Annotated in this window: 19 protein-coding genes; 18 read left to right on the top strand and 1 reads right to left on the bottom strand. The window is 42.6% G+C overall.

The features are described 5' to 3' along the window. The first annotated feature begins 9 nt into the window (after positions 1 to 9). The 9 genes from Q0E03_RS01510 to Q0E03_RS01470 all read left to right on the top strand — a co-directional run bounded on the left by Q0E03_RS01510 (position 10) and on the right by Q0E03_RS01470 (position 8,957). Positions 10 to 180 carry a hypothetical protein gene (locus tag Q0E03_RS01510; protein WP_297128592.1) on the top strand — a complete coding sequence of 57 codons (171 nt, stop codon included), beginning with the start codon at positions 10 to 12 and terminating at the stop codon, positions 178 to 180. A gap of 398 nt (positions 181 to 578) precedes the next feature. Continuing rightward, positions 579 to 1,406: a prephenate dehydrogenase gene (locus Q0E03_RS01505; RefSeq protein WP_297128589.1), complete on the top strand. Its 828-nt coding sequence runs from the start codon at positions 579 to 581 to the stop codon at positions 1,404 to 1,406. Continuing rightward, entirely contained in the window at positions 1,406 to 2,461 is a 1,056-nt protein-coding gene (gene aroB, locus Q0E03_RS01500) for a 3-dehydroquinate synthase (protein ID WP_297128887.1), read from the top strand. The genes Q0E03_RS01505 and aroB overlap by 1 nt, the downstream gene beginning before the upstream one ends. Continuing rightward, positions 2,458 to 3,666 (top strand): 3-phosphoshikimate 1-carboxyvinyltransferase, encoded by a 1,209-nt coding sequence (aroA, locus tag Q0E03_RS01495; protein WP_297128586.1) that lies wholly within the window; start codon positions 2,458 to 2,460, stop codon positions 3,664 to 3,666. The genes aroB and aroA overlap by 4 nt, the downstream gene beginning before the upstream one ends. Continuing rightward, a complete protein-coding gene (aroC, locus tag Q0E03_RS01490) occupies positions 3,647 to 4,720 on the top strand; it encodes a chorismate synthase (protein ID WP_297128583.1) in 1,074 nt (357 codons plus the stop codon). Before aroA ends, aroC begins: the two co-directional genes overlap by 20 nt. A gap of 16 nt (positions 4,721 to 4,736) precedes the next feature. Then, positions 4,737 to 5,870, top strand: a complete 1,134-nt coding sequence (locus tag Q0E03_RS01485) for a bifunctional chorismate mutase/prephenate dehydratase (RefSeq protein WP_297128580.1) — start codon at positions 4,737 to 4,739, stop codon at positions 5,868 to 5,870. Between the two features lie 20 nt (positions 5,871 to 5,890). Further along, positions 5,891 to 6,661 (top strand): hypothetical protein, encoded by a 771-nt coding sequence (locus tag Q0E03_RS01480; RefSeq protein WP_297128577.1) that lies wholly within the window; start codon positions 5,891 to 5,893, stop codon positions 6,659 to 6,661. A 23-nt stretch (positions 6,662 to 6,684) separates the two neighbouring features. After that, the gene (locus tag Q0E03_RS01475; protein ID WP_297128575.1) at positions 6,685 to 7,965 is read left to right on the top strand and encodes a galactokinase family protein; all 1,281 of its coding nucleotides are present in this window, start codon (positions 6,685 to 6,687) and stop codon (positions 7,963 to 7,965) included. 32 nt (positions 7,966 to 7,997) lie between these two features. Next, positions 7,998 to 8,957, top strand: a complete 960-nt coding sequence (locus Q0E03_RS01470; protein ID WP_297128573.1) for a diacylglycerol kinase family protein — start codon at positions 7,998 to 8,000, stop codon at positions 8,955 to 8,957. Positions 8,958 to 9,042: 85 nt separating this feature from the next. Here Q0E03_RS01470 and malQ read toward each other — a convergent pair whose 3' ends face one another. After that, on the bottom strand, positions 9,043 to 10,626 hold the full coding sequence (gene malQ, locus Q0E03_RS01465) for a 4-alpha-glucanotransferase (protein ID WP_297128571.1): 1,584 nt from the start codon (positions 10,624 to 10,626) through the stop codon (positions 9,043 to 9,045). Between the two features lie 177 nt (positions 10,627 to 10,803). Between malQ and miaB the strand changes: the two genes are divergently transcribed. The 9 genes from miaB to Q0E03_RS01420 are packed head-to-tail and all read left to right on the top strand — an operon-like array spanning position 10,804 to position 21,911. After that, positions 10,804 to 12,228, top strand: a complete 1,425-nt coding sequence (miaB, locus tag Q0E03_RS01460; RefSeq protein WP_297128568.1) for a tRNA (N6-isopentenyl adenosine(37)-C2)-methylthiotransferase MiaB — start codon at positions 10,804 to 10,806, stop codon at positions 12,226 to 12,228. A gap of 2 nt (positions 12,229 to 12,230) precedes the next feature. After that, a complete protein-coding gene (locus Q0E03_RS01455) occupies positions 12,231 to 12,641 on the top strand; it encodes a YlbF family regulator (RefSeq protein WP_297128565.1) in 411 nt (136 codons plus the stop codon). Positions 12,642 to 12,695: 54 nt separating this feature from the next. Beyond that, entirely contained in the window at positions 12,696 to 15,332 is a 2,637-nt protein-coding gene (gene mutS / locus Q0E03_RS01450; protein WP_297128562.1) for a DNA mismatch repair protein MutS, read from the top strand. A 27-nt stretch (positions 15,333 to 15,359) separates the two neighbouring features. Then, positions 15,360 to 17,267 (top strand): DNA mismatch repair endonuclease MutL, encoded by a 1,908-nt coding sequence (mutL, locus tag Q0E03_RS01445; protein ID WP_297128559.1) that lies wholly within the window; start codon positions 15,360 to 15,362, stop codon positions 17,265 to 17,267. Beyond that, positions 17,267 to 18,184, top strand: coding sequence for a tRNA (adenosine(37)-N6)-dimethylallyltransferase MiaA (gene miaA / locus Q0E03_RS01440; RefSeq protein ID WP_297128558.1), 918 nt, complete (start codon positions 17,267 to 17,269; stop codon positions 18,182 to 18,184). Before mutL ends, miaA begins: the two co-directional genes overlap by 1 nt. A 16-nt stretch (positions 18,185 to 18,200) precedes the next feature. Next, positions 18,201 to 19,430 carry an HlyD family efflux transporter periplasmic adaptor subunit gene (locus Q0E03_RS01435; protein WP_297128555.1) on the top strand — a complete coding sequence of 410 codons (1,230 nt, stop codon included), beginning with the start codon at positions 18,201 to 18,203 and terminating at the stop codon, positions 19,428 to 19,430. After that, positions 19,411 to 20,136, top strand: coding sequence for a YggS family pyridoxal phosphate-dependent enzyme (locus Q0E03_RS01430; RefSeq protein WP_297128552.1), 726 nt, complete (start codon positions 19,411 to 19,413; stop codon positions 20,134 to 20,136). Before Q0E03_RS01435 ends, Q0E03_RS01430 begins: the two co-directional genes overlap by 20 nt. 18 nt (positions 20,137 to 20,154) lie before the next feature. Continuing rightward, positions 20,155 to 20,637 carry a cell division protein SepF gene (locus tag Q0E03_RS01425; protein WP_297128549.1) on the top strand — a complete coding sequence of 161 codons (483 nt, stop codon included), beginning with the start codon at positions 20,155 to 20,157 and terminating at the stop codon, positions 20,635 to 20,637. 14 nt (positions 20,638 to 20,651) lie between these two features. Further along, positions 20,652 to 21,911: a DivIVA domain-containing protein gene (locus Q0E03_RS01420; RefSeq protein WP_297128547.1), complete on the top strand. Its 1,260-nt coding sequence runs from the start codon at positions 20,652 to 20,654 to the stop codon at positions 21,909 to 21,911. Positions 21,912 to 21,917 lie beyond the last annotated feature (6 nt).

Below are 21,917 nucleotides of genomic sequence, written 5' to 3'. Positions count from 1 at the left end.
GTAATAGTTATGAGAAAATTTTATACTGAACCTGAATTAGAAATCAGGAAGTATGCTTTGTCAGGCAACAAAATTATGACTCTTTCACCACCTGATCCGGACCTTAACACCGGTGATAACGGCGGATCACTTGGTCATAACGGTGCTGCAACTCCGGGACTTTTTGGAGATGCTGAATAAATTATTAAAAACAAAAGACCGTGGATTTTCCACGGTCTTTTTGTTTGTTAAGATGTATAACCTCACCGCCTCGTTGCACTCGGCACAGACCGTGCTTCAAGGAGAGGAATATAAGTCAGGCTCCCATAATGGTTAGGGGAACGGTTGTATTTTATGTGCGACTGAGGGGATTAACGATTTTAGTGGTTAAAAGGACAAAATCTATGAAATCTGCGACTGCAGTATTTGACTTTACGATTTTTGTCAACAAGCGGTGAAAAAATGTCACCATTTGAAAACAATCACAAACAGATTGTGCTTTTGTTAACAATTTATTACATTCTATGTATATAATTTGACATTGAGTGATATATAAGTTAAAATTAATATGTATATTTATGTATCGGTAGGAAAACAGAATGAATATTTTAATTTGCGGTTTAGGTCTTATCGGTGCCAGTTTGGCAAAGACCTTAAAAAAGAATACCGATCACACAGTCCTTGGATGGAACAGAACATCATCCGTTACCGAAAAGGCGTTGCGTGACGGCGTTATTGACAGAACGGGCGATATTGACTCTCTCATGGCAGAAGCCGACATCACCTTTGTTAATTTTTATCCCGAAGCTATTGTGCCGTTTATTTTGGAACACAAAAACAGCTTCAAAAAAGACAGCATTGTATCCGATTCTTGCGGTATCAAATCAAAAATATGCCGTGCTTTAGAACAGGAAAAACTCGATTTTTATTTTATCGGTGCACATCCGATGGCAGGCAGAGAGGTTGGCGGCTACGACAACAGCCTTGACACTTTGTACGACAAGGCAAGTTTCATTGTTACGCCTGTTGACGGCACACCTCGCAACAAGATTGACGCACTCGTCGGTCTTGCTCAGGGTATGGGCTTTGCAAGAACGGTTGTTACAACACCCGAGCATCACGACGAAATGATTGCGTTTACATCGCAGATTGCTCACGTGCTTGCGTGCTCCTATGTTCTTTCTCCGCTTGCACCGTCACATGCCGGATATTCCGCCGGCTCATACCGTGATGTTTCCCGCGTTGCTCGAATTAATGCGGATATGTGGGCAGACCTTTTCATTGACAACAAGGAAGCGCTTGTCAGGGAAATTGACGACCTTGTGTCGAACCTTATGCAGTTTAAGTACAACATTGTCAACGAAGATTCACCTGCGCTTAAAGATTTGATGAACAGGGCAAACAAGATTAAGGAAGAAATCGGATGATGAGAGAACTTAGCGTTAAGGTTGGCAAAGGGTATAATATATTTATTGAAAAAGGCATTATCTCCTCTTGCGGAAAATTTATCAAAGAGGTGTCAAAAGCTTCCAAGGTCTGTTTGGTAAGCGACACCAATGTATACAAGATTTACGGCAACACTGTTGAGGAACAACTCAAGGCGGTTGGATATGAGGTTTTCACCTATGTTTATGAAGCGGGTGAGGAATCAAAAACAACTGCAACGGTTATCTCGATGGTTGAATATATGGCACAAAACGGCTTGACCAGAAGCGACCTTGTTGTTGCTCTCGGTGGCGGTGTGTGCGGAGATATGGCAGGCTTTGCGGCTTCGATTTATCTCAGAGGAATTGATTTTGTTCAAATTCCGACATCGCTTCTTGCACAGGTTGACTCTTCGGTGGGCGGTAAAACTGCGGTTGATTTGCCACAGGGCAAGAATTTGTGCGGAGCGTTTCATCAGCCGATTTTGGTGCTGATTGACCCTAACACGCTTGACACACTCACTCCGCACTTCTTTTCAGACGGTATGGCGGAAGTTATCAAGACAGGGTGCATAAAATCAGCATCTTTGTTTGAAAAGACCGAAAAGCAAAATGCAAGAGAGATAATCGACGATATTATTTTTGAATGTGTTGGCATAAAAGCTGGCGTGGTTGAGCGTGACGAAAAGGAACACGGCGAACGTGCACTCCTCAACTTCGGTCACACCGCAGGTCACGCTATTGAAAAACTCCACGGATTTACAACGATTTCTCACGGCGAGGCGGTGGGAATCGGTATGGTGATGATTACCAAAGCCGGCGAGGAAAACGGAATTACAGAAAAGGGCACATCGATAAGAATTGCAAATGTGCTCAAAAAATACAGCTTGATGACAGAAGACAGCCACACGTTGCAGGACATTATATCCTGTATGAATGCGGACAAAAAACGCACGGCAGACTCTATCAATTTTGTTCTCTTGAGCAAAATAGGCGAATCATTTACACAAAAAATCAAGAACGACGATATACCAAAGTTTTTTGGAGTAAAGCAATGAGATTAGCAAAGATACAAAAATCGAATATCAGCGGAACCGTCCAGGTTCCTCCGTCAAAATCCGCCGCTCACAGAGCCCTTATTTGCGCTTTTTTGGCAGGGGGAGGAACTGTGTCGCCGCTTATAGATTCTAACGATATGAAGGCGACCTTGGGCGTTATATCGGCACTTAACAAAGGCAAGCCGATTGCAGATTGCATTGAATCAGGTTCGACACTTCGCTTTATGATTCCTGTTGCTGCCGCACTTGGTAAAAAGGTCACTTTTGTAGGCAGAGGCAAGCTTCCCGAGCGCCCGATCGGAGAATATCTTCAGTTGCTCCCCGAACACGGTGTGAAGTGTGATTGCACAGGTACTTTGCCGCTTACAATCAGCGGTCAACTCACTCCCGGTAGGTTTGAAATTGCGGGAGATGTCAGCTCGCAGTATATTACGGGGCTTCTTCTTGCGTTGCCTATTCTTGACGGGGACAGCGAAATTGTCCTCACAACCGAGCTTCAATCAAAACCTTATGTTGATATGACCGTCAAGGTTATGTCTGATTTTGGCATTAAGGTTGAGGAACGAGGAAATTCATATTTTATTTCGGGCAATCAAGTCTATCAAAAACGAGATTACAAGGTTGAAGCGGATTGGTCGCAGGCGGCTTTCTTTATGGTTGCAGGTGCACTTTTCGGAGATGTTACGCTGACAGAACTTGATGACAAAAGTGTGCAGGGCGACAAGGGTATTCTTGATATTTTAAAGCGATTCGGTGCAGATATAAGCGCTTGTGATGACGGCATTGTTGTCAGAAAATCACAGCTTCAAGGCATTGAAATTGACGCAACCAATATTCCCGATATGGTTCCGTCACTTGCGGTTGCAGGTGCTTATGCAGACGGTAAAACCGTAATCAAAGGTGCTCAAAGGCTTAGATATAAGGAGTCTGACAGAATAAAAAGTATTTTGTATAATCTAAAGAAAATGGGTGCGGATATCACAGAAACCGATGACGGAATGGAAATTGTCGGCGGACACCTTCATTCTGCAAATATGAAAGGCTTTAACGACCACAGAATTGTTATGGCAATGACAGTTGCCGCAACAGGCGTTGACGGGCTTTCCACCATTGATGATGCACAGAGCATAAACAAGTCTTATCCTGACTTTTTCAATGATTTCAACAGCATTGGAGGTAATGTAAATGTCTTCATCGATAGGTGATAACATCAAAATATCCGTGTTTGGAGAAAGTCACGGTGAGGCGATAGGTTGCGTTATTGACGGACTTCCGTCAGGCGTAAAGCTTGATACGGAGGCTATATACAGGGATATGTCACGCCGTGCTCCGGGTAAGGACAAAACCGCAACTCCGAGGCTTGAAAAGGATATTCCGCATATTTTGTCGGGCGTTCTTGACGGCAAAACGACAGGCGCTCCGCTTGCTATGATAATTGAAAACACAAACACAAAGAGCGGTGATTATTCAAATTTAATGACCGTTCCTCGTCCGAGCCACAGCGATTATCCTGCTTTTGTAAAATACAACGGCTTCAATGATGTTCGTGGTGGAGGGCATTTTAGCGGCAGACTTACCGCACCGATTGTTTTTGCGGGTGCTGTTGCAAAACAAATTCTTGCACAAAAGGGAATTACCGTCGGTGCTCATATCAGGCAAATCGGTTCGGTTTGCGACTCTGCGGTTGATTATAACGATATAAGTGTTGATATGCTCAACAAACTTTCGTCAATGACGTTTTCGGTTGTTGATGAGAGCGTTGAAGAAAAAATGCGTGCGGAGGTCGAAAAGGCAAGACTTAACCTTGACAGCGTCGGCGGTGTTGTCGAGTGTTTCGCTGTCGGACTTCCTGTCGGTGTCGGCGGAAATATTTTTGACACGGTTGAAAGCAAACTTGCGTCAATTCTGTTTGGAATTCCTGCGGTCAAGGGCGTTCAGTTTGGCTTGGGATTTGATTTTGCCGATAAAAACGCATCACAGGTTAATGATGAATACGAGATGAAAGACGGCAAGGTTGCCACTCTTTCAAATAATAACGGCGGTGTTTTGGGCGGAATGACCGACGGCGCACCCATTGTGGTGTCGGTTGCAATCAAGCCGACTCCGTCAATAGCTTCAAAGCAAAGAAGCGTAAATCTTCAAACTATGGAAAATGTCGAGTTGGAGATTAAGGGCAGACACGACCCTTGCATTGTGCCTCGCGCAGTACCTGTTGTTGAGGCTGCGGTTGCAATCGGTCTGCTTGATTTAATGATGTAACGAGGAAAAAGTTTTAATGGATTTGTTGGAACTACGAAACGAAATTGATAAATTGGATGATGAATTGATTCCTCTTTTGCTAAAAAGAATGGATATTTCACGTCAGGTTGCCGAATATAAGGTGCAAAACGGAATTCCTGTGCTTAATGAACAAAGGGAACTTGAAATTCTTGATGATGTTGCATCAAAGTGCGGTGAACAAGGCGAAGTTATAAAGACGGTTTTTTCGGCTATTATGGACGCTTCAAGAGCACTTCAGCACAAAATTATCGGCGGTGGTGAGGAACTTCGCAATTTGATTGGCAATGCCGAATGCGGAAAAAATCTCACCGCAAACGGCGAACCGATTGCGTGTCAGGGCGTTCAAGGTGCATACAGCGGAGAGGCTGCAAAGGCGCTCTTTCCCGATTCTCCGATTGATTTCCACAAGCAATTTGAGGATGTTTTTGAGGCTGTTAACCAAAACAAAGCACGCTTCGGAATCATTCCTGTTGAAAACTCAACTGCCGGTTCTGTGCACGAATCGTATGATTTGATTATGAAGTACAAGTTTTTCATTGTTGGTGCATATGATTTAAGGGTTGACCATTGCCTTTGTGCAAAGCCGGGAGTAAAATTTGAAGATATCGAGAATGTTTATTCTCACACTCAGGCACTCAGTCAGTGCAATATTTTCCTGAAAAATTTTGATTTTACGGGGATTACTTTCAGCAATACAGCTGCTGCGGCAAAATTTGTGTCTGAAAGCGAAAAGAATAATATCGCCGCAATTTGCAGCGAATCTGCCGCAAAAAAATACGGCTTGAAGATTATCCGCAAGGGTATTCAAAATGTAACTAACAACACCACTCGCTTTATTGTGATTTCAAAGGAACTTGTTATAGATGAGGATGCAGAAAAGATTTCGCTTATTTTCTCCGCTCCGCACCGCACAGGTTCGCTTTACAGAGTGCTTGGCAGATTTTCTATGACAGGTCTTAACCTTACAAAACTTGAATCACGACCTGTTGCAAACGGAAAATTTGACTATTATTTTTATGTTGACATATTGGGCTCGGTTCGTGATGCACAAACTCTTGATTTGCTTTGTGCTCTGTCCGATGAATTGCCCGAGTTTTCATTCCTTGGTAATTATTACGAGGGAAAATAACAAAGTATTGGTATGATTTGATGAAACAAACAAAGCGTCACCGCACGGGTTTCACATCGTTTTTGATACTTGCCGTGACTCTTACCGCTCTTGTTCTTTTGGGCGTTGCTCTTTATGAGCACGAAAGTCTTGAACAGAGGTTTGAGGTGATTATCAATATTCTTAAACGAATAGACGATGCCATTGCAAGGCTTGAAACTCCCGGGGAGATTATATTGTGCATTTTTGCTTTGTATATTGCAAAATGTCAGCTGGCTATTCCGCTGTCGGCATTGTGCGTCATATCGGGTATGGTTTTTCCGCTCGGTCCCGCACTTGCGCTCAACGCCGTGTTCATCTTCTTTTTCTTCACGGTAAAGTACGTTGAGGGCACTTTCCTCGGCGGCGGATGGACAGGTATGATTTTGAATATTGACAATCTGCGATTTGTCAGGGATTGGATTCATTTTAAAGGCAATGGTAATCCGTATGTGCTTGCCGTAACCCGACTTGTGCCGATTATCCCTGTTGGTATGGTGTCAAAATATTATGGCTCAATGCGATATGATTTTGTTTATTATTCGCTTTTGAGTATGCTTGGATTTGCTCCGAGATTGTTTATTTACACAAAGCTCGGAACATCCTATACAAATCCGTTCTCCGTAACTTTCATAACAACACTTATGATTATTGTTGCATTCAGCGGATTTTCAACATTGATATTTAATATCTTTTATGGCGTAAGATCACGACAGATGACCCAAACTCTGCTGATTTACAGCGAAAAGGATAAATATAAAATAGTATTATAAAATTTAAAAGAGGAATTTTAATTATGAACGTTAACGAACTCATTGCCGCTATTAATGACGGTACTTATGATGAAAATTTAAAGGCGGTTTATGTTACCGACAAGGCTGTTGAGGAACAAAAACCCCGTTATGTTGAAACACTCAACGATTTTGGCGAGCTTTTTGGATATGACAGAGAAGTAAACATTATGTCCGCTCCGGGCAGAACCGAAGTTTGCGGTAACCATACCGACCACAACAACGGCAAAGTCCTTGCCGCTTCAATCAATTTGGATGCTATCGCAGTTGTTTCTAAAAACGATGATAACATCATCAGAGTAAAATCAAAGGGTCACAAGATGAATGTTGTTGACCTCAATGACCTTGTGCCTAACGAGGCTAATTTCGGTTCATCAACAACTCTTGTACAGGGTGTTGCTGCAACAATCAAGAACCTTGGCTACACAGTTGCCGGCTTTGACGCTTGCACAACAAGTGATGTTATGGGCGGTTCGGGTCTTTCATCATCAGCAGCGTTTGAGGTGCTTTTGGGCTCTGTTTTGTCATTTATGTTCAACGATGGAAAAATCAGCCCTGTTGAGATTGCAAAGGTTGCACAGTACAGCGAAAATGTATTCTTTGGCAAGCCTTGCGGACTTCTTGATCAGATGGCGTCATCAGTCGGAACATTTGTTACAATCGACTTTAAATCAACAAAAGACCCTGTTATTAAGAAAATTGATTTTGATTTCTCAAAATCGGGACATTCGCTTTGCATAGTTGACACTCACGGCAACCATTCTGATTTGACAGATGATTATGCCGCAGTAAGAGCAGAGATGGAATCTGTTGCACAGGCACTCGGCAAGAATGTTCTGCGTGAGGTTTCTTATGAGGAATTCTTTGCCGCACTTCCTGAACTTACAGGCAGAGTAAACGACCGTGCAATTCTCCGTGCAATCCACTTTTTCAACGAAAACAAGAGAGTCGAAAAAGCTGTTGGATGTCTTGAAAACAACGATTTTGAGGGCTTTAAGCAGGTTATTATTGATTCGGGTCGTTCATCATTTATGCTCAATCAAAATGTTTACACACCAAAAAATCCAACTGAGCAAAAACTTTCTTTGGCTCTTGCAATCAGCAAGGAACTCCTTGACGGAAAAGGCGCTTGGAGAGTTCACGGCGGTGGATTTGCAGGCACAATTCAGGCTTTTGTTCCAAACGATATGCTTGATGTATACAAGAAAACAATCGAGGGCGTATTCGGAGAGGGCAGTTGCCATGTTCTCATTATTCGTCCTGTTGGCGGTACACAGGTAATATAACACTTCGGTGCTGATGAAAGGGGCAATGTCAGATGAAGTATGTTTTTGTAGTTAATCCTATTGCAGGAAATGATAACAAGAAAAAGTTGTTTTACAGAATCAAGTCCGCATTCCGTCAAATTGATGACGATATAATTATTGAGGAAACTCACAAGCGTGGTGACGCTAAAATTATCAGCGCCGAATATGCAAAACAATACGGTGCGGACTGTGTCATTGTGACCTGTGGCGGTGACGGCACCGTGCACGAGGTTGTCAACGGTCTTGCCGGGACAGACACCCCTATGATGGTCTTGCCTCTTGGTATGGGCAATGACTTTGCAAAGAAAATTTATGATACCAAAAACATCAATGTGGAAAATGTTATTAAGTCGTTCGGTCTTTACAACGGCAAGATTAAATATGACATAAAACCTATTGATATTATTGATTATAACGGCGAAAAAGGCGTGAATGTTTTGTCATTTGGTCTTGACACTCTTGTTGAAACTATGGGCAGAAAAATTGCCGCAAAAGCACCGTTTTTGGGACATCATGCTTACAAAGTCGCTGTTGCGCCAATTATCGCAAAGCCTATTCATTACACAATTTCGTATAAACTCAATTGCATTGACAAGGCTACAGGCAGTGAATTTACCGTTGAGCAAAGCAACAAGGACTATGCTCTTATGGCTATTTGCAACGCAAGCTGGTACGGAGGAAGCTTTTGTCCTGCGCCGAATTCGGTGCTTGATGACGGACTTCTTGATGTGTGCCTTGTCAACGGTGTTTCGCTTGCAAAGGCTCTTAAGTTGATACCTAAGTATTCAAGCGGTACTCTCAATGAAAATACCGACAGCGTTTGCACAAATTACTACATAAAATCAGGCAAGGTTTATATGGAGGACGGTTCTCCGCTTATAGGCAACTGTGACGGCGAAAACTTTAATTATTCCGAGCTTGAATTTAAGGTTGAACCAAAGGCAGTTAAACTTTGTGTAATCAAGGATTAAGCCTTGATTATTTGCTAAATCAAATAAAAAACAAAACCGTTTTGAATTGGTGCTCCAATCCAAGACGGTTTTTGATTTTGTGTGATTATTGTTTTTTGTCAAACACAGGATACATTCTGCGGTAAAGGGAATTGATGTGCTTGAAGTAGTCGGTGTCAATGCTGTCGATTGTTTCCCTTGTTGTGCGGAATCTCCAGTTTTTTTCGGGCACGCCGGGAATGTTCATTCTTGCGTCCGAACCGAAACCGCACATATCCTGAAGTGCAATGATTGCAACATTTGACGCACTCTGCCATACTGCCTCAATAATTGCACGGCAAGAGGCACTTTGGTATCCGCCCTCGCCCCAATTATCACCCTTGAAATGGCAGTAATCAAGTGCAAATCGGCGTTCTTCCTCGCTTGCTTCCCACAGCCAACCGAGAATTGTGTTATTGTCGTGAGTACCTACATAATTTATGCTGTTTTGACCTGCGTTATGCGGCATGTGTGACGAATCGGAATTTGGGTCAAAGCCGAATTGAACCACTTTCATACCCGGAAAATCCGTGTCTTTCAGGAGATCCACAACATCTTCGCCGAACACGCCTAAGTCCTCTGCAATGATAGGTGCGTCTTTGCCGAATCGTTCAAACACCTTGTCAAAGAAGTCCATTTTTGGACCGTCTGTCCATTCGCCGACCTTTGCGGTTTCGCTGTCGGCAGGTATCTCCCAATATGACGCAAATGCTCTGAAATGGTCAATTCTCACGGTGTCGTAAATTTTTAGATTGTGCTCAAGTCGTGACAGCCACCAGCAGTAGCCGTCCTTTTTCATAGCCTCCCAATCGTATATCGGGTTGCCCCAAAGTTGACCGTCCTCGCTGAAATAATCAGGCGGAACTCCCGCAACTTTTTCAGCTTTCAAAGTTTTTTCGTCAATCAAAAACATCGGCAGATTTGACCAAACATCAACGCTGTCCATAGCAACATATATTGGCATATCACCGATAACCGCAATGCCTTTTTTGTTGGCATATTTTTTGATTTCCGCCCACTGCTTGTAGAAAATATACTGCACAAATTTCCAAAATGCGGCACTTTCTTCGTAGTCGTAAATCTTTTTGATGCATTCAAAATAATGTGCGTGTTCGCTTGACCATTCCCACCACGGCTTGAAGTTTTCCTGCTCCTTAACCGCCATAAACACAGCGTAATCGGTGAGCCACGGATTGTCAATTTCAAACTGCTTGATGTCCGATGCAAGTTCTTCGCCGACATTCAAAAATGCTTTTTTGAGCGTTGCAAGTCGCTTTTCGAGGGCAAATTCATAGGCGGCGGTGTACGGAGTGCCGTCATAGATGTTTTCGCTTATGTCCTCGTCGGAAATAAGCCCCATATCTTTCAGCCCCTGTGGGTTTATGTATATGTAATTTCCTGCAAATGCCGACGGAGAACAGTACGGAGAATTTGCATTGTCGGTCGGATTGAACGGCAAAACCTGCCAATATGTGAATCCCATATCAGCTATTCTGTCAACAAAATGTTTTGCGTTTTCGTCCAAAACCCCGACTCCGTATTGTGACGGCATTGAACTTAAATGGAGCAGTACTCCCGCTCCTCGTTTTTTTAGCATAATTTTCACCTTTTGTCTTGTTTTCAGTCCTGTTAATTTTACCATTGACGGCATTAAAAATCAATGTGCAAGTTATATAAAATATCTCTTATTTCTTTATATATAATTTTTATATTATTTTATAAATTTATTATTGAATAATAGCCTGCCTTTTGTTATAATAACAAATAGTATGGATTAATATGCAAAAGTGCATTTTCATACTTCCTATTATCGCAAGGAGGTGCAACTATGCCTGCAAATATCAAAAAAGTATCGGACGAAGAATTAGAGGTGCAAAAGCAGTTTGCCCACAAGGTGAATGAACTTACCTCAAAAAGATATTCGTCAAAGCCTCTTGCATGCGTAGTCACCTACGGTTGTCAGCAAAATGTTGCGGACAGCGAGCATATCAAGGGTATGCTTGAAGCTATGGGCTATGGCTTTACGGAAGAACGCACACAGGCAAAGTTGATTATTTTCAACACCTGCGCTGTCAGAGAACACGCAGAGGACAGAGTGTTTGGCAATGTCGGAGCTTTGAAAAAGTATAAGCTTGCCAATCCCGATGTTGTAATCGCACTTTGCGGTTGTATGATGCAACAGCAACACATTGCAGAAAAAATCAAAAAATCATTTCCGTTTGTTGATTTGGTTTTCGGAACACACGTTGTTTATAAAGTGCCCGAACTCATTTATTCTGCACTTACAAAAAACAGGAGAGTGTTTGAACTTCCCAATGTTGACGGTGTTATAGCCGAGGGAATTCCCGTAAAGCGTGACAATGACAAAAAGGCATGGATTCCGATTATGTACGGATGCAACAATTTTTGTTCGTACTGCATCGTGCCTTATGTTCGAGGCAGAGAGCGCAGCCGAGAGGTCAAGGATGTTGTTGCCGAGTTCAAGAGTCTTGTTGACGAGGGGTATAAGGAAATTACTCTCCTCGGTCAAAATGTAAATTCTTACGGCAAGGATTTAGAACCAAAGGTTTCTTTTTCGGAACTTTTGCGTATGCTCAATGAACTTGACGGCGATTTCAGAATTCGATTTATGACTTCTCACCCAAAGGACTGCACAAAAGAACTTATCGAAACTATGGCAGAGTGCGACAAGGTTGCAACTCATTTGCATTTGCCGTTCCAAAGCGGAAATGACAGAGTGCTCAAGGCTATGAACAGGTCGTATACAAGAGAGAAGTATTTGTCGCTTATCAACTATGCCAAGGAACTTATGGGTGACGAACTGTCAATCACAAGCGATATTATCGTAGGCTTCCCGGGTGAAACCTATGAAGAATTTTGCGACACAAAGTCGCTCGTTGAAGAGATAAAGGCAACAAGCCTTTTCACCTTTATCTATTCGCCGCGTAAAGGCACACCTGCCGCAGAAATGGAAGACCCTGTCCCTTATGAGGAAAAGTCAAAGTGGATGCGTGAACTTCTTGCTTTGCAGGAGAGAATATCGGGCGAGCAAATGGCACTTCACAAAGGCAAGGTTTTTAAATGCTTTGTGTACGGAAAAGGCAAGCAAGGTGATAATTATCTTGCCGCAAGAACAGACGGCAATTTGATTATAGAATTTGTTGGTGACGAGGGGCTCATCGGAACCTTCCAAAAAATAAAAGTAACAGAGCCGCTCACCTATGTTATGTTGGGTGAATTAGAAAGGAATTAAATATGAGTTTAGAATCAGCACTTAGAGAACTTGGCAAGGAAATTCAGGCTGACCCAAGATTTGAGGCACTTCAAGTTGCAGCAAAGGCAAACGATGCAGACGAGGCACTTCAGCAGCAAATGCAGGAGATGCAACTCATCACTCTCAAGTATCAGCAAGAGGCTGAAAAGGGTGAAGAAGCTTCTCAGGACAGAATCGCAGAACTCCAAAAGGAATATCAGGACCTTTACACAAAAGTTATGGACGGCGAGAATATGAAGAAGTATTCAGAAGCTGCTGCAAAGATGGAAGAAATGGCACAGTACATCAGCCAGATGATCGGTTTGTTCTTTGACGGACAAGACCCTGCAACATGCGAAATCCCTGCAAGCGATTGCACACACGACTGCTGCACATGCGGCGGTTGCCACTAATTAGTTTATTCTAAAAACTACTGATTCAAAAATTGCGTAAGGACGGTGAACAAAATGGCAAAGGAACAAAAGCTATCCCCGATGATGGCACAGTATTTTGAAATAAAAAAGAATTATCCGGGCGTTATTTTGTTTTTCCGTCTGGGTGATTTTTACGAGATGTTTTTTGACGATGCAAAGATTGCGTCAAAGGTTCTTGACCTTGTTCTCACAGGCAAGGATTGCGGTCAGGGCGAGCGTGCACCGATGTGCGGTGTGCCGTTCCATTCGTCCGACAGCTACATTGCAAAGCTTGTTTCTTACGGCTACAAGGTTGCAATTTGCGAGCAGACCGAGGACCCTGCAAAGGCAAAGGGACTTGTCAAAAGAGATGTCGTAAGAGTCATCACTCCCGGCACGGTTATTGAAAACAATATTCTTGATGACGGGGTGAACAATTATCTTTGTGCTCTGTGCAAGGGCGACAACGAAACGGGCGTTTGCTTTGTTGATGTGTCAACGGGCGAATTCCACATCACTTCAATCGGCAGAACCGATGAACAGGAAAAAATCAACAATCAGCTTTCTACCTATGCACCAAAGGAAATTTTGGTGAATTCACTTGCAAATGAATTTGATGAGGTTGCAAAGTTTGTTAAGTCAAGGCTTGATATAGAACTTGAAGTTCTTGATGACAGTTGCTTTGATTTTGATAACGCAACAAATCTCATTTTGCAAACAATGAACAAGGAAAAAATTGATTCGCTCGGACTCGGCAAAAGCAAGCCTGCGGTTTCTGCACTCGGTGCGGTAATCGCCTATCTTCGTGAAAACAGAAAGACCGATGAGCTTGAAGCACCGTCAGAGATTGAGTTTTACGAAGAAACCGAGTTTATGAACCTTGACATTAGTGCAAGACGAAATCTTGAACTCACCCGTTCAATGATGACAGGGGACAAGCGCCACTCACTTTTGTGGGTTATTGACAACACAAAAACCGCAATGGGCAAAAGAATGCTTCGCTCTTGGATTGAAAGACCGCTCATCAGCGTGTCGCAAATCAGCAAACGACAGAATGCTGTCGGCGAACTTGTTGACGAGCCGATGCTTCGTGATGAGGTCAAGGAACTTCTCACAGGAGTTAATGATATTGAAAGACTTATGAGCCGTATCGCATATGGCACGGCGAATGCAAAGGAACTCCGTTCTCTTTGTGCAACGGTTGAAAAATTGCCGGCACTCAAGGAACTTTTGCAAAATGCAAATTCGGCGTTGCTCAAGTCGATTTATAATAATATCGACACTTTGCAGGACGTCTACGAACTTATCAATTCATCAATCGTTGATGAGCCTCCGTTTTCTATGCGAGAGGGCGGAATGATTAGGGACGGATATAATGCCGAAATTGACGAACTTCACACAATTATGCAGGGCGGTGCTTCCGTTCTTGCAGAAATTGAAAACAGGGAAAAGGAAGCAACGGGAATTCCAAAACTCAAGGTTTCCTACAACAAGGTTTTCGGCTACTTCATTGAAGTTACAAATTCGTACAAGCACCTTGTTCCCGAAACCTACATAAGAAAACAAACTCTAACAAACTGTGAAAGATATATCACTCAGGAACTTAAAGACCTTGAGGGCAAAGTTCTCGGAGCAAAGGACAGATGCGTTGCCCTTGAATACGAAACTTTCTGTGCCGTCAGAACAACGGTTGCAGGCGAGGTTGAGAGAATTCAACGAACCGCAAAGGCTCTTGCAACTCTTGACACGGTCGCTTCTCTTGCCGAGATAGCTACCAAAAACAATTACTGCTGTCCGCAGATTACAACGGATGGCACGCTCGAAATCAAGGACGGCAGACATCCTGTTGTTGAGGCTTTGCTCACCGATTCGCCGTTTGTTCCGAACGACACACTCCTTGATTGCAAAACTAACAAATGCTCAATAATTACCGGTCCTAATATGGCAGGTAAATCAACATATATGCGTCAAACCGCTCTTATTGTCCTTTTGGCACAGATTGGCTCTTTTGTTCCGGCAAGGAGCGCAAAAGTTTCTGTCTGCGACGCAATATTCACAAGAGTCGGTGCTTCGGACGACTTGGCAACCGGTCAGTCAACCTTTATGGTGGAAATGAACGAGGTGTCAACAATCCTGAAGAACGCTACCGATAAATCACTCATCATCCTTGACGAAATCGGCAGAGGCACATCAACCTTTGACGGTATGAGCATAGCGAGAGCCGTGCTTGAATATGTGGTGAAAAAAATCGGAGCAAAAACACTTTTTGCAACCCACTATCACGAACTTACCGCTATGGAGGGTATGCTAAAGGGCGTAAACAACTATTCAATCGCCGTCAAGAAGCGTGGAGATGACATCACTTTTCTTCGCAGAATTGTTCACGGCGGTGCAGACCAAAGCTTCGGTATCGAGGTTGCAAAGCTTGCAGGTGTTCCGTCGGCGGTCACAAAGCGAGCAAAGGCAATCCTCAAAGAGCTTGAAGCGAACAAAATTGAAATTGATTTTAAGGCGGAGGAGGCTGTCGAGGAAGAACCGACTGATGATGAAATTCAGTTCAACTTCAAGGCAAAATCCACCGATGAAATACTTGAACTTCTCAAGGCGACAGATGTCAACACTCTGACACCGATTGAAGCAATGCAAACCCTCTACGACCTCAAGAAAAAAGCAGAGGAAATTATGGGCTAAAATATTGTACCGAAAGGATGTGACGAAATGCCTCAAATTAATATATTGCCAAAGGAAGTATATCAGCTTATTGCAGCAGGCGAGGTTGTTGAGCGTCCGTCCTCAGTCGTTAAGGAAATGATTGAAAATTCCGTTGACGCAGGTGCAAAAAATATTACTGTCGAAATCAAAAACGGCGGTTCAACTTATATCCGTATAACCGATGACGGCTGTGGTATTGCACGAAGCGAGGTAAAAAAAGTTTTTATCTCTCACGCAACCTCCAAGATTAAGGTCAGCGACGATTTGGACAAAATCGGAACACTTGGTTTCAGAGGGGAAGCAATGGCTTCGATTTCTGCCGTTGCCAAGGTTCAACTCCTCACCAGAACACCTGATGAGGAAATCGGCACAAGGTATGAAATTGCAGGCGGTCAGGAACTTGATTTTTCGGATGCCGGCTGTCCTGTGGGCACAACGATTGTTGTTGCGGATATTTTTTTCAACACTCCGGCGAGAATGAAGTTCTTAAAAAAGGATGTCACCGAGGCTAATGCGGTTGCAGGCGTGGTTGAGCGAATTGCCGTCAGCCATCCCGAAATTTCGTTTAGGTTTATTCGTGACGGCAAGCAAACACTTGTCACTTCGGGCAACGGAGATTTAAAAAGCACAATTTATTCCGTGTTCGGCAGAGAATTTGCAAATTCGCTCATTCCTGTTGATTACGAGATTAACAATATGCGTGTGAGCGGTTTTGTCACAAAGCCGTCAATGTCACGCAAAAGTCGTGGAATGCAGTTTTTCTTCATCAATTCCCGACTTGTAAAATCGCAAACCGCTATGGCGGCACTCGAACAGGCTTATCGCAATTCTATTATGGTTGGCAGATTTCCCGGCTGTGTGCTCAACATTGAATGCAATTCGTCATTCGTTGATGTTAATGTTCACCCGGCAAAAATCGAGGTTAGATTTGCCAACGAAAAGCCGGTGTTTGAACTTGTGTATTACGGAGTGAAAAACGCTATTGAAATGCTCGACACTCCAAAGGAAGCACATTTTTCAGCACCTCGACCTACACAAACAACTGTCAATGGCAAAATTGATTTCTTTAAGCCAAAGGAAGAAACGCCGACGCAAATGCAGTTTAAGCAGGAGAGTAATCCTGATGATTTTTGGAGGGTTGCAGCTCCCGATATCGTTCGTGACAAATCGCCGAAAAGCGAGGAAGCACAGAATTATGTTGAGGAATCAACCACAACTTCAAAACTCGATTTGAGCAAATTCACTCAGCCTGCCAAAACAGAAGTGCAGCAGGCAAACAACGAGCCTGAAACACAGGAACAGCCGAAGCCTTTGCCAAAGCAGGAAAAAGCTGAAAGCGCAGAAGTGCCTGACTTCAGACTTGTCGGCGAGATTTTTAAAACATATATCATCATCGAAATGGACGGCGATTGCTATATGATAGACAAGCACGCCGCACATGAACGAATGAATTTTGAAGCGCTCAAGGCTTCAACCGAAATTGTATCGCAGGTTTTGTTGTCACCCGTTGCGGTAAGACTTTCAAGAGAGGAATACAACGCTGTTCTTTCAAATCTTGATTTGTATTCAAAATGCGGATTTGCAATTGAGGATTTTGGCAATTCAACAGTTTTGGTTCGTGAATGTCCGTCAATTTTGGACGGCGAGGATGTCAGCGGATTGGTTGAGGAAACTGCGGCAAAACTCCTTGACGGCAAAACAGATATAACACCCGAACAGATGGATTGGATATTCCATTCGACATCGTGCAGGGCGGCTGTCAAAGCAGGGGACAGGACTTCACCGTATGAGATGGAACTGTTTGTCAAGAAATTGCTTGCAAATCCAAACATCAGATATTGTCCTCACGGCAGACCCGTTATGATTAAGCTGTCAAAATACGACATAGAAAAACAGTTCGGCAGGATACAGTAATGGAAAAAACAAAGATAATTTGTGTTGTCGGTGCAACCGCTTCGGGCAAAACCGATTTGGCGGTGAAGCTTGCAAAGGCGGTTGACGGCGAAATCATTTCTGCCGATTCAATGCAGGTGTACAAGAATATGCCTATTGCAACCGCAGTTGCCACCAAAGAGGAGCAGGACGGTGTGACGCATCATCTTGTCGAATTTCTCGACACAGACCAAACCTTTTCGGTTGCGGATTTTGTTGAGCGTGCAAAGGTGCTGATTGACGAAATCACTGCAAGGGGCAGAGTCCCGATTGTTGCGGGAGGTACAGGACTTTTTGTTGACAGCCTTGTGAAAAACATCAGCTTTTCCGAGGTCGGCTCAAATTACGAAATAAGAAATGAACTTGCTGAAAAAAGCAATGATGAACTTTTTGAAAAACTTTTGGAACTTGACCCAAAATCGGCACAGGGCATTCATCCGAACAATCGCAAGCGTGTGATCAGAGCACTGGAACTTTGTATGTCGGGAACGTCGAAAACCGAGCAAAACGAAAATTCAATGCTTATCGACAGTCCGTATGATGCTTTGTATATCGGCATCGGTTATCGGGACAGACAAAAACTTTACGACAGAATAAACAAGCGTGTTGATTTGATGCTTGATGCGGGACTTGAAAATGAGGCTAGGCAAATGCTTGGCAAACAGGGATTAACCGCACGTCAGGCAATCGGTCATAAGGAACTTCAGCCGTATATTGACGGCAACATAGATCTTGCCGAGGCAGTCGAGAGATTAAAAAGAGAAACCCGTCGCTATGCCAAAAGACAGTTGACGTGGTTTAGACGAAATGAAAATATAAATTGGCTATATGCCGATGAGATGAGCAGGGATGAGCTTGTGGAAAAAGCTGTTGACCTTGCCAAGAATCATTTGAAATAAAGGAAAGGAGTTCGGTATGAAAAAGCAATTCTATAATATAAACAAAAGCAATGCCTTGATTATTTCTGTTATTGTTTTGATAGTTTTGTTTGTTGCAATTCAGTGTTACAGCGTTACTCATATCGAACTTAAAACGCAAACCGCGACCGTAAGCACAGTGTATGACAAGGTGAGCAGCGAGGCACTTTTCGTCCGTGATGAAAGCGTTGTTGAAAAATCACCGTCAGGCGTTACCGTTGCTTGTTTTCAGGATGGCGACAAAATCAATGTAAAGGGCAATGTTGCTATGCAGTTTTCGTCATCAAAGGCAGCTGCCAATTATTCCAAATATGCCGAGCTTTCAAAGCAGATTGAATATTATCAAACTCTTGAAGCGCAAACGGTCGGTCAGTCTGCCGATCTTGAAACCATCAATGCAGACATTGAGCAAAAGGTAATCAATTATGCAGACGGTTTGGCAAAAAATCGAATAGGCGACACCGCAGAGAATTTGGATTCTGTTCTTGTTCGACGCCAGCTTATCATCGGCGAGGATGTTGATTTGTTGTCAATTATCGAAAACTTGCGAGACCAAAGAAATAACTATCAGTCATATTCAAAACCGGACGGATATATCAAAACCGATAAGTCGGGCGTATTCAGCAGTTATACGGATGGATATGAAAATTTGATTGATTACAGCAAGGTTGAGGAAACTTCTGTTGATGAGTTTAAATCCGCATTGAAAGCGGTTGATAAGTCTCAAAATGTAAGCAGTAATATCGGAAAACTTGTCACAAGCTACACTTGGTATATTCAAACTGTTGTCAGCGCCGATACGGTTAAAAATCTTGAAAACGGCGATTATGTAAATATAGTTTTAAAGGACGACACAAGCAAGGCATTTAAGGCTGAAATAGTTAACGGTGCAGAAATTGCACTTGGTCAAAAAGAAACGTTGCTTGTTCTTAAACTAAATGAAATGGATGCCGACATTGCAAAGCTTCGCAAGGCTGAAATTGAGATTAGACGAAACACATATGAGGGAATTAAAGTTCCAAGTGAGGCACTTCACGTTGTTGACGGCAAAAAAGGTGTTTATGTTCTCATTGCAAGTCAGGTTAAGTTCAGAGAAGTGAATGTCATTTACAGCGACGACGATTATGTTCTTGCAGAGTATGATGAATCAAATGAAAAGTCGATTCATCTTTACGATAAAATTATTACTCAAGGAAAGGACTTAAAAGATGGAAAAGTTTATACTTGATGAAGAACGCGTAAAATCGTGCATAGATAATTATAAGCGAATAAAAAATGATGTTATGGAAACTGCCGTTAAAGCAGGCAGAAATGAAAATGATGTCAGACTTATGTGCGTTACAAAAACAGTTGAGCCTGAATACATCAATCCTGTGCTTGATTTGGGTGCAGATTTGATTGGCGAAAATCGTGTTCAGGAATACTGCTCAAAGCTTGAAACACTTCACCTTGACGGTGTGGAAAAACACATTATAGGTCATTTGCAAACTAATAAGGTAAAGTATATTGCAGGCAGAGTCGATATGATTGAATCGGTTGATTCAATTAAACTTGCAAAGGAAATCAGCAAGGAGTTTAAAAAAGCAAATTCTGTTGCAAATGTTCTTGTTGAAGTTAACATTGGCAAGGAGGAGTCAAAGAGCGGTTGCGATATTGAGAAACTTGAGGAACTTCTTTGTCAGATAACCGAACTTGACAATATTAAAATTAAAGGTCTTATGACCATACCGCCTATTTGTGACGAAACTGAAGCAAGAAAGTATTTTGCAAAAATGCACGACAAGTTTGTTGAACTTCAGGAAAAGAACATAAGCGGCGTTGAAATGCAAATTCTCTCTATGGGTATGAGCGCCGATTACGAGGCGGCTATACTTGAGGGTTCAAATATAGTAAGAGTTGGCTCTGCTATTTTCGGAGCGAGAAAATATTTTTAAAATCAAGGGGATGAAAAGATGGGATTGTTTGATAAAATAAAGGATATTATGACTGACGAAGAGGACGATTTTGACGAATACGCAGAAGAAAGTGCAGAATTCGTAAAGCCTCCGCGCAGACGTGAAAGAGATATTGAACCGCCTGCATATGAGCGAGAGGAAAAGCCGGAGCGTTCGTCAAGACACTCAAAGAGCGACAAGGTGGTTAATATTCACACCACCGCACAGCTTCAGGTTGTACTTGTAAAACCTGAGGGATTTGAAGAGGCTGCATCTATTGCAGACAACCTTAATGCAAGAAGAACAGTTGTGCTCAATCTTGAAAGTGCAAACCGCGAGGTTGCAAGACGACTTTTGGATTTCTTATCCGGCGTTGCTTATGCAAACAACGGTCAGATAAAAAGAGTTGCAAATTCAACCTACATCATCACACCTTATAATGTAGACGTTATGGGCGATCTGATTGATGAGCTTGAAAATAACGGAATGTTTACAATGTAAAGGAGTACAATGTGATGATTAGTGCAAAGGATTTGAAAAATGTCGATTTGGCTGTTGCCGCTTCGGGATATGTTACAAAGGATGTTGACAAACTTCTCAACGAGGCTGCAAACACCATTGAGGCATATCAGCGCGAAAACAAGGAACTTTATCACAAACTTGAAGTTTTGGCAAGCAAAATCGAGGAATATCGTTCTGAGGAGGACGCTATCAAAACTGCTCTTGTGACTGCTCAAAAAATGGCAGACAAGATAAAAAAAGATTCAAAGGATGCTGCGGCACTTCTTATTGAAAACAGCGAGGCAGAGGCTAAGCAGAAAATGGATACTGCAAGCACGGAGGCTGAGGCTATCGTAAGAAAGGCGAGAGATTATTCGGCAAACCTTATTAATAACAAGACAAATGAAGCAAACGAGATTATCACAACTGCTCAAACAAAGGCAAATGAGGCAATCAATTCTTCAAAGGTTGTTGCTCAGGATATTCTTGAACAGGCAAAGGCGATTTCAACCGACCTTATCAGCAAGTCAAAGGCTGAAAAGGAAGCGTACGAAATCTTGATTTCTACAATTAAAAATGATGCAAAATCATTTGTTGAAAATCTCAAAAAACTTTATTCGGATCAACTTGATGTTCTCAATTCATCAAAACTTGATACAGGCTCAGCCGATACCGATTCAGCCGAGAGAAAGGTTGAGGATGTTCACGGTGACGTTTCAAGCCTTGTTGACGAGGTGAAGGAATTTTCAAGCGCAATTCCGGAGAAAATTAATATTCCTGAAATTCCACACAAGGAATTTGATGATTCCGACGTAAAAGTTGAAAAACCGGATTTTAGCACTCCTGCTTCTGTTGAAAAAGAAGAAGTTAAACCGGAGCAGGAAGAATTGGAAAACAACATTGATGAAGTTGTAAACAGTATTATTGAAAATGAGTCGAGTGAACCGCCTGTTATCACAACTGATGATGAGGATTTTGAAGAGGATGAAGAAGAAACGCTTGACCCAATGGAAGCTGTTGAGGCTTTTTCTCAAAATGAGATAACACCGATTGATAAGTCTTCCGTTCCTGAAATCAGCGAGGATGCTGATATGGAAAATGACGATTCTCTTTTTGACGAGGGTGACCAACTTCCTTTTGAAAATTATTTCAATGTAAATCGTGAGGATGTACATAACGACAAATCACAAACAATATCTTTGATTCCGCCTGAGGACGATGAGGACGAGGACGACGAACCAAAGTTTAAGGGCTTTTTCAAAAAGAAGAAGTAATACTAT

The organism is uncultured Eubacterium sp., assembly GCF_934525195.1.
In the GTDB taxonomy this organism is placed as follows: domain Bacteria; phylum Bacillota; class Clostridia; order Oscillospirales; family Acutalibacteraceae; genus Eubacterium_R.
Note: the sequence above shows the minus strand (reverse complement) of the source record. Positions and strands in the feature narration are given on the sequence as shown.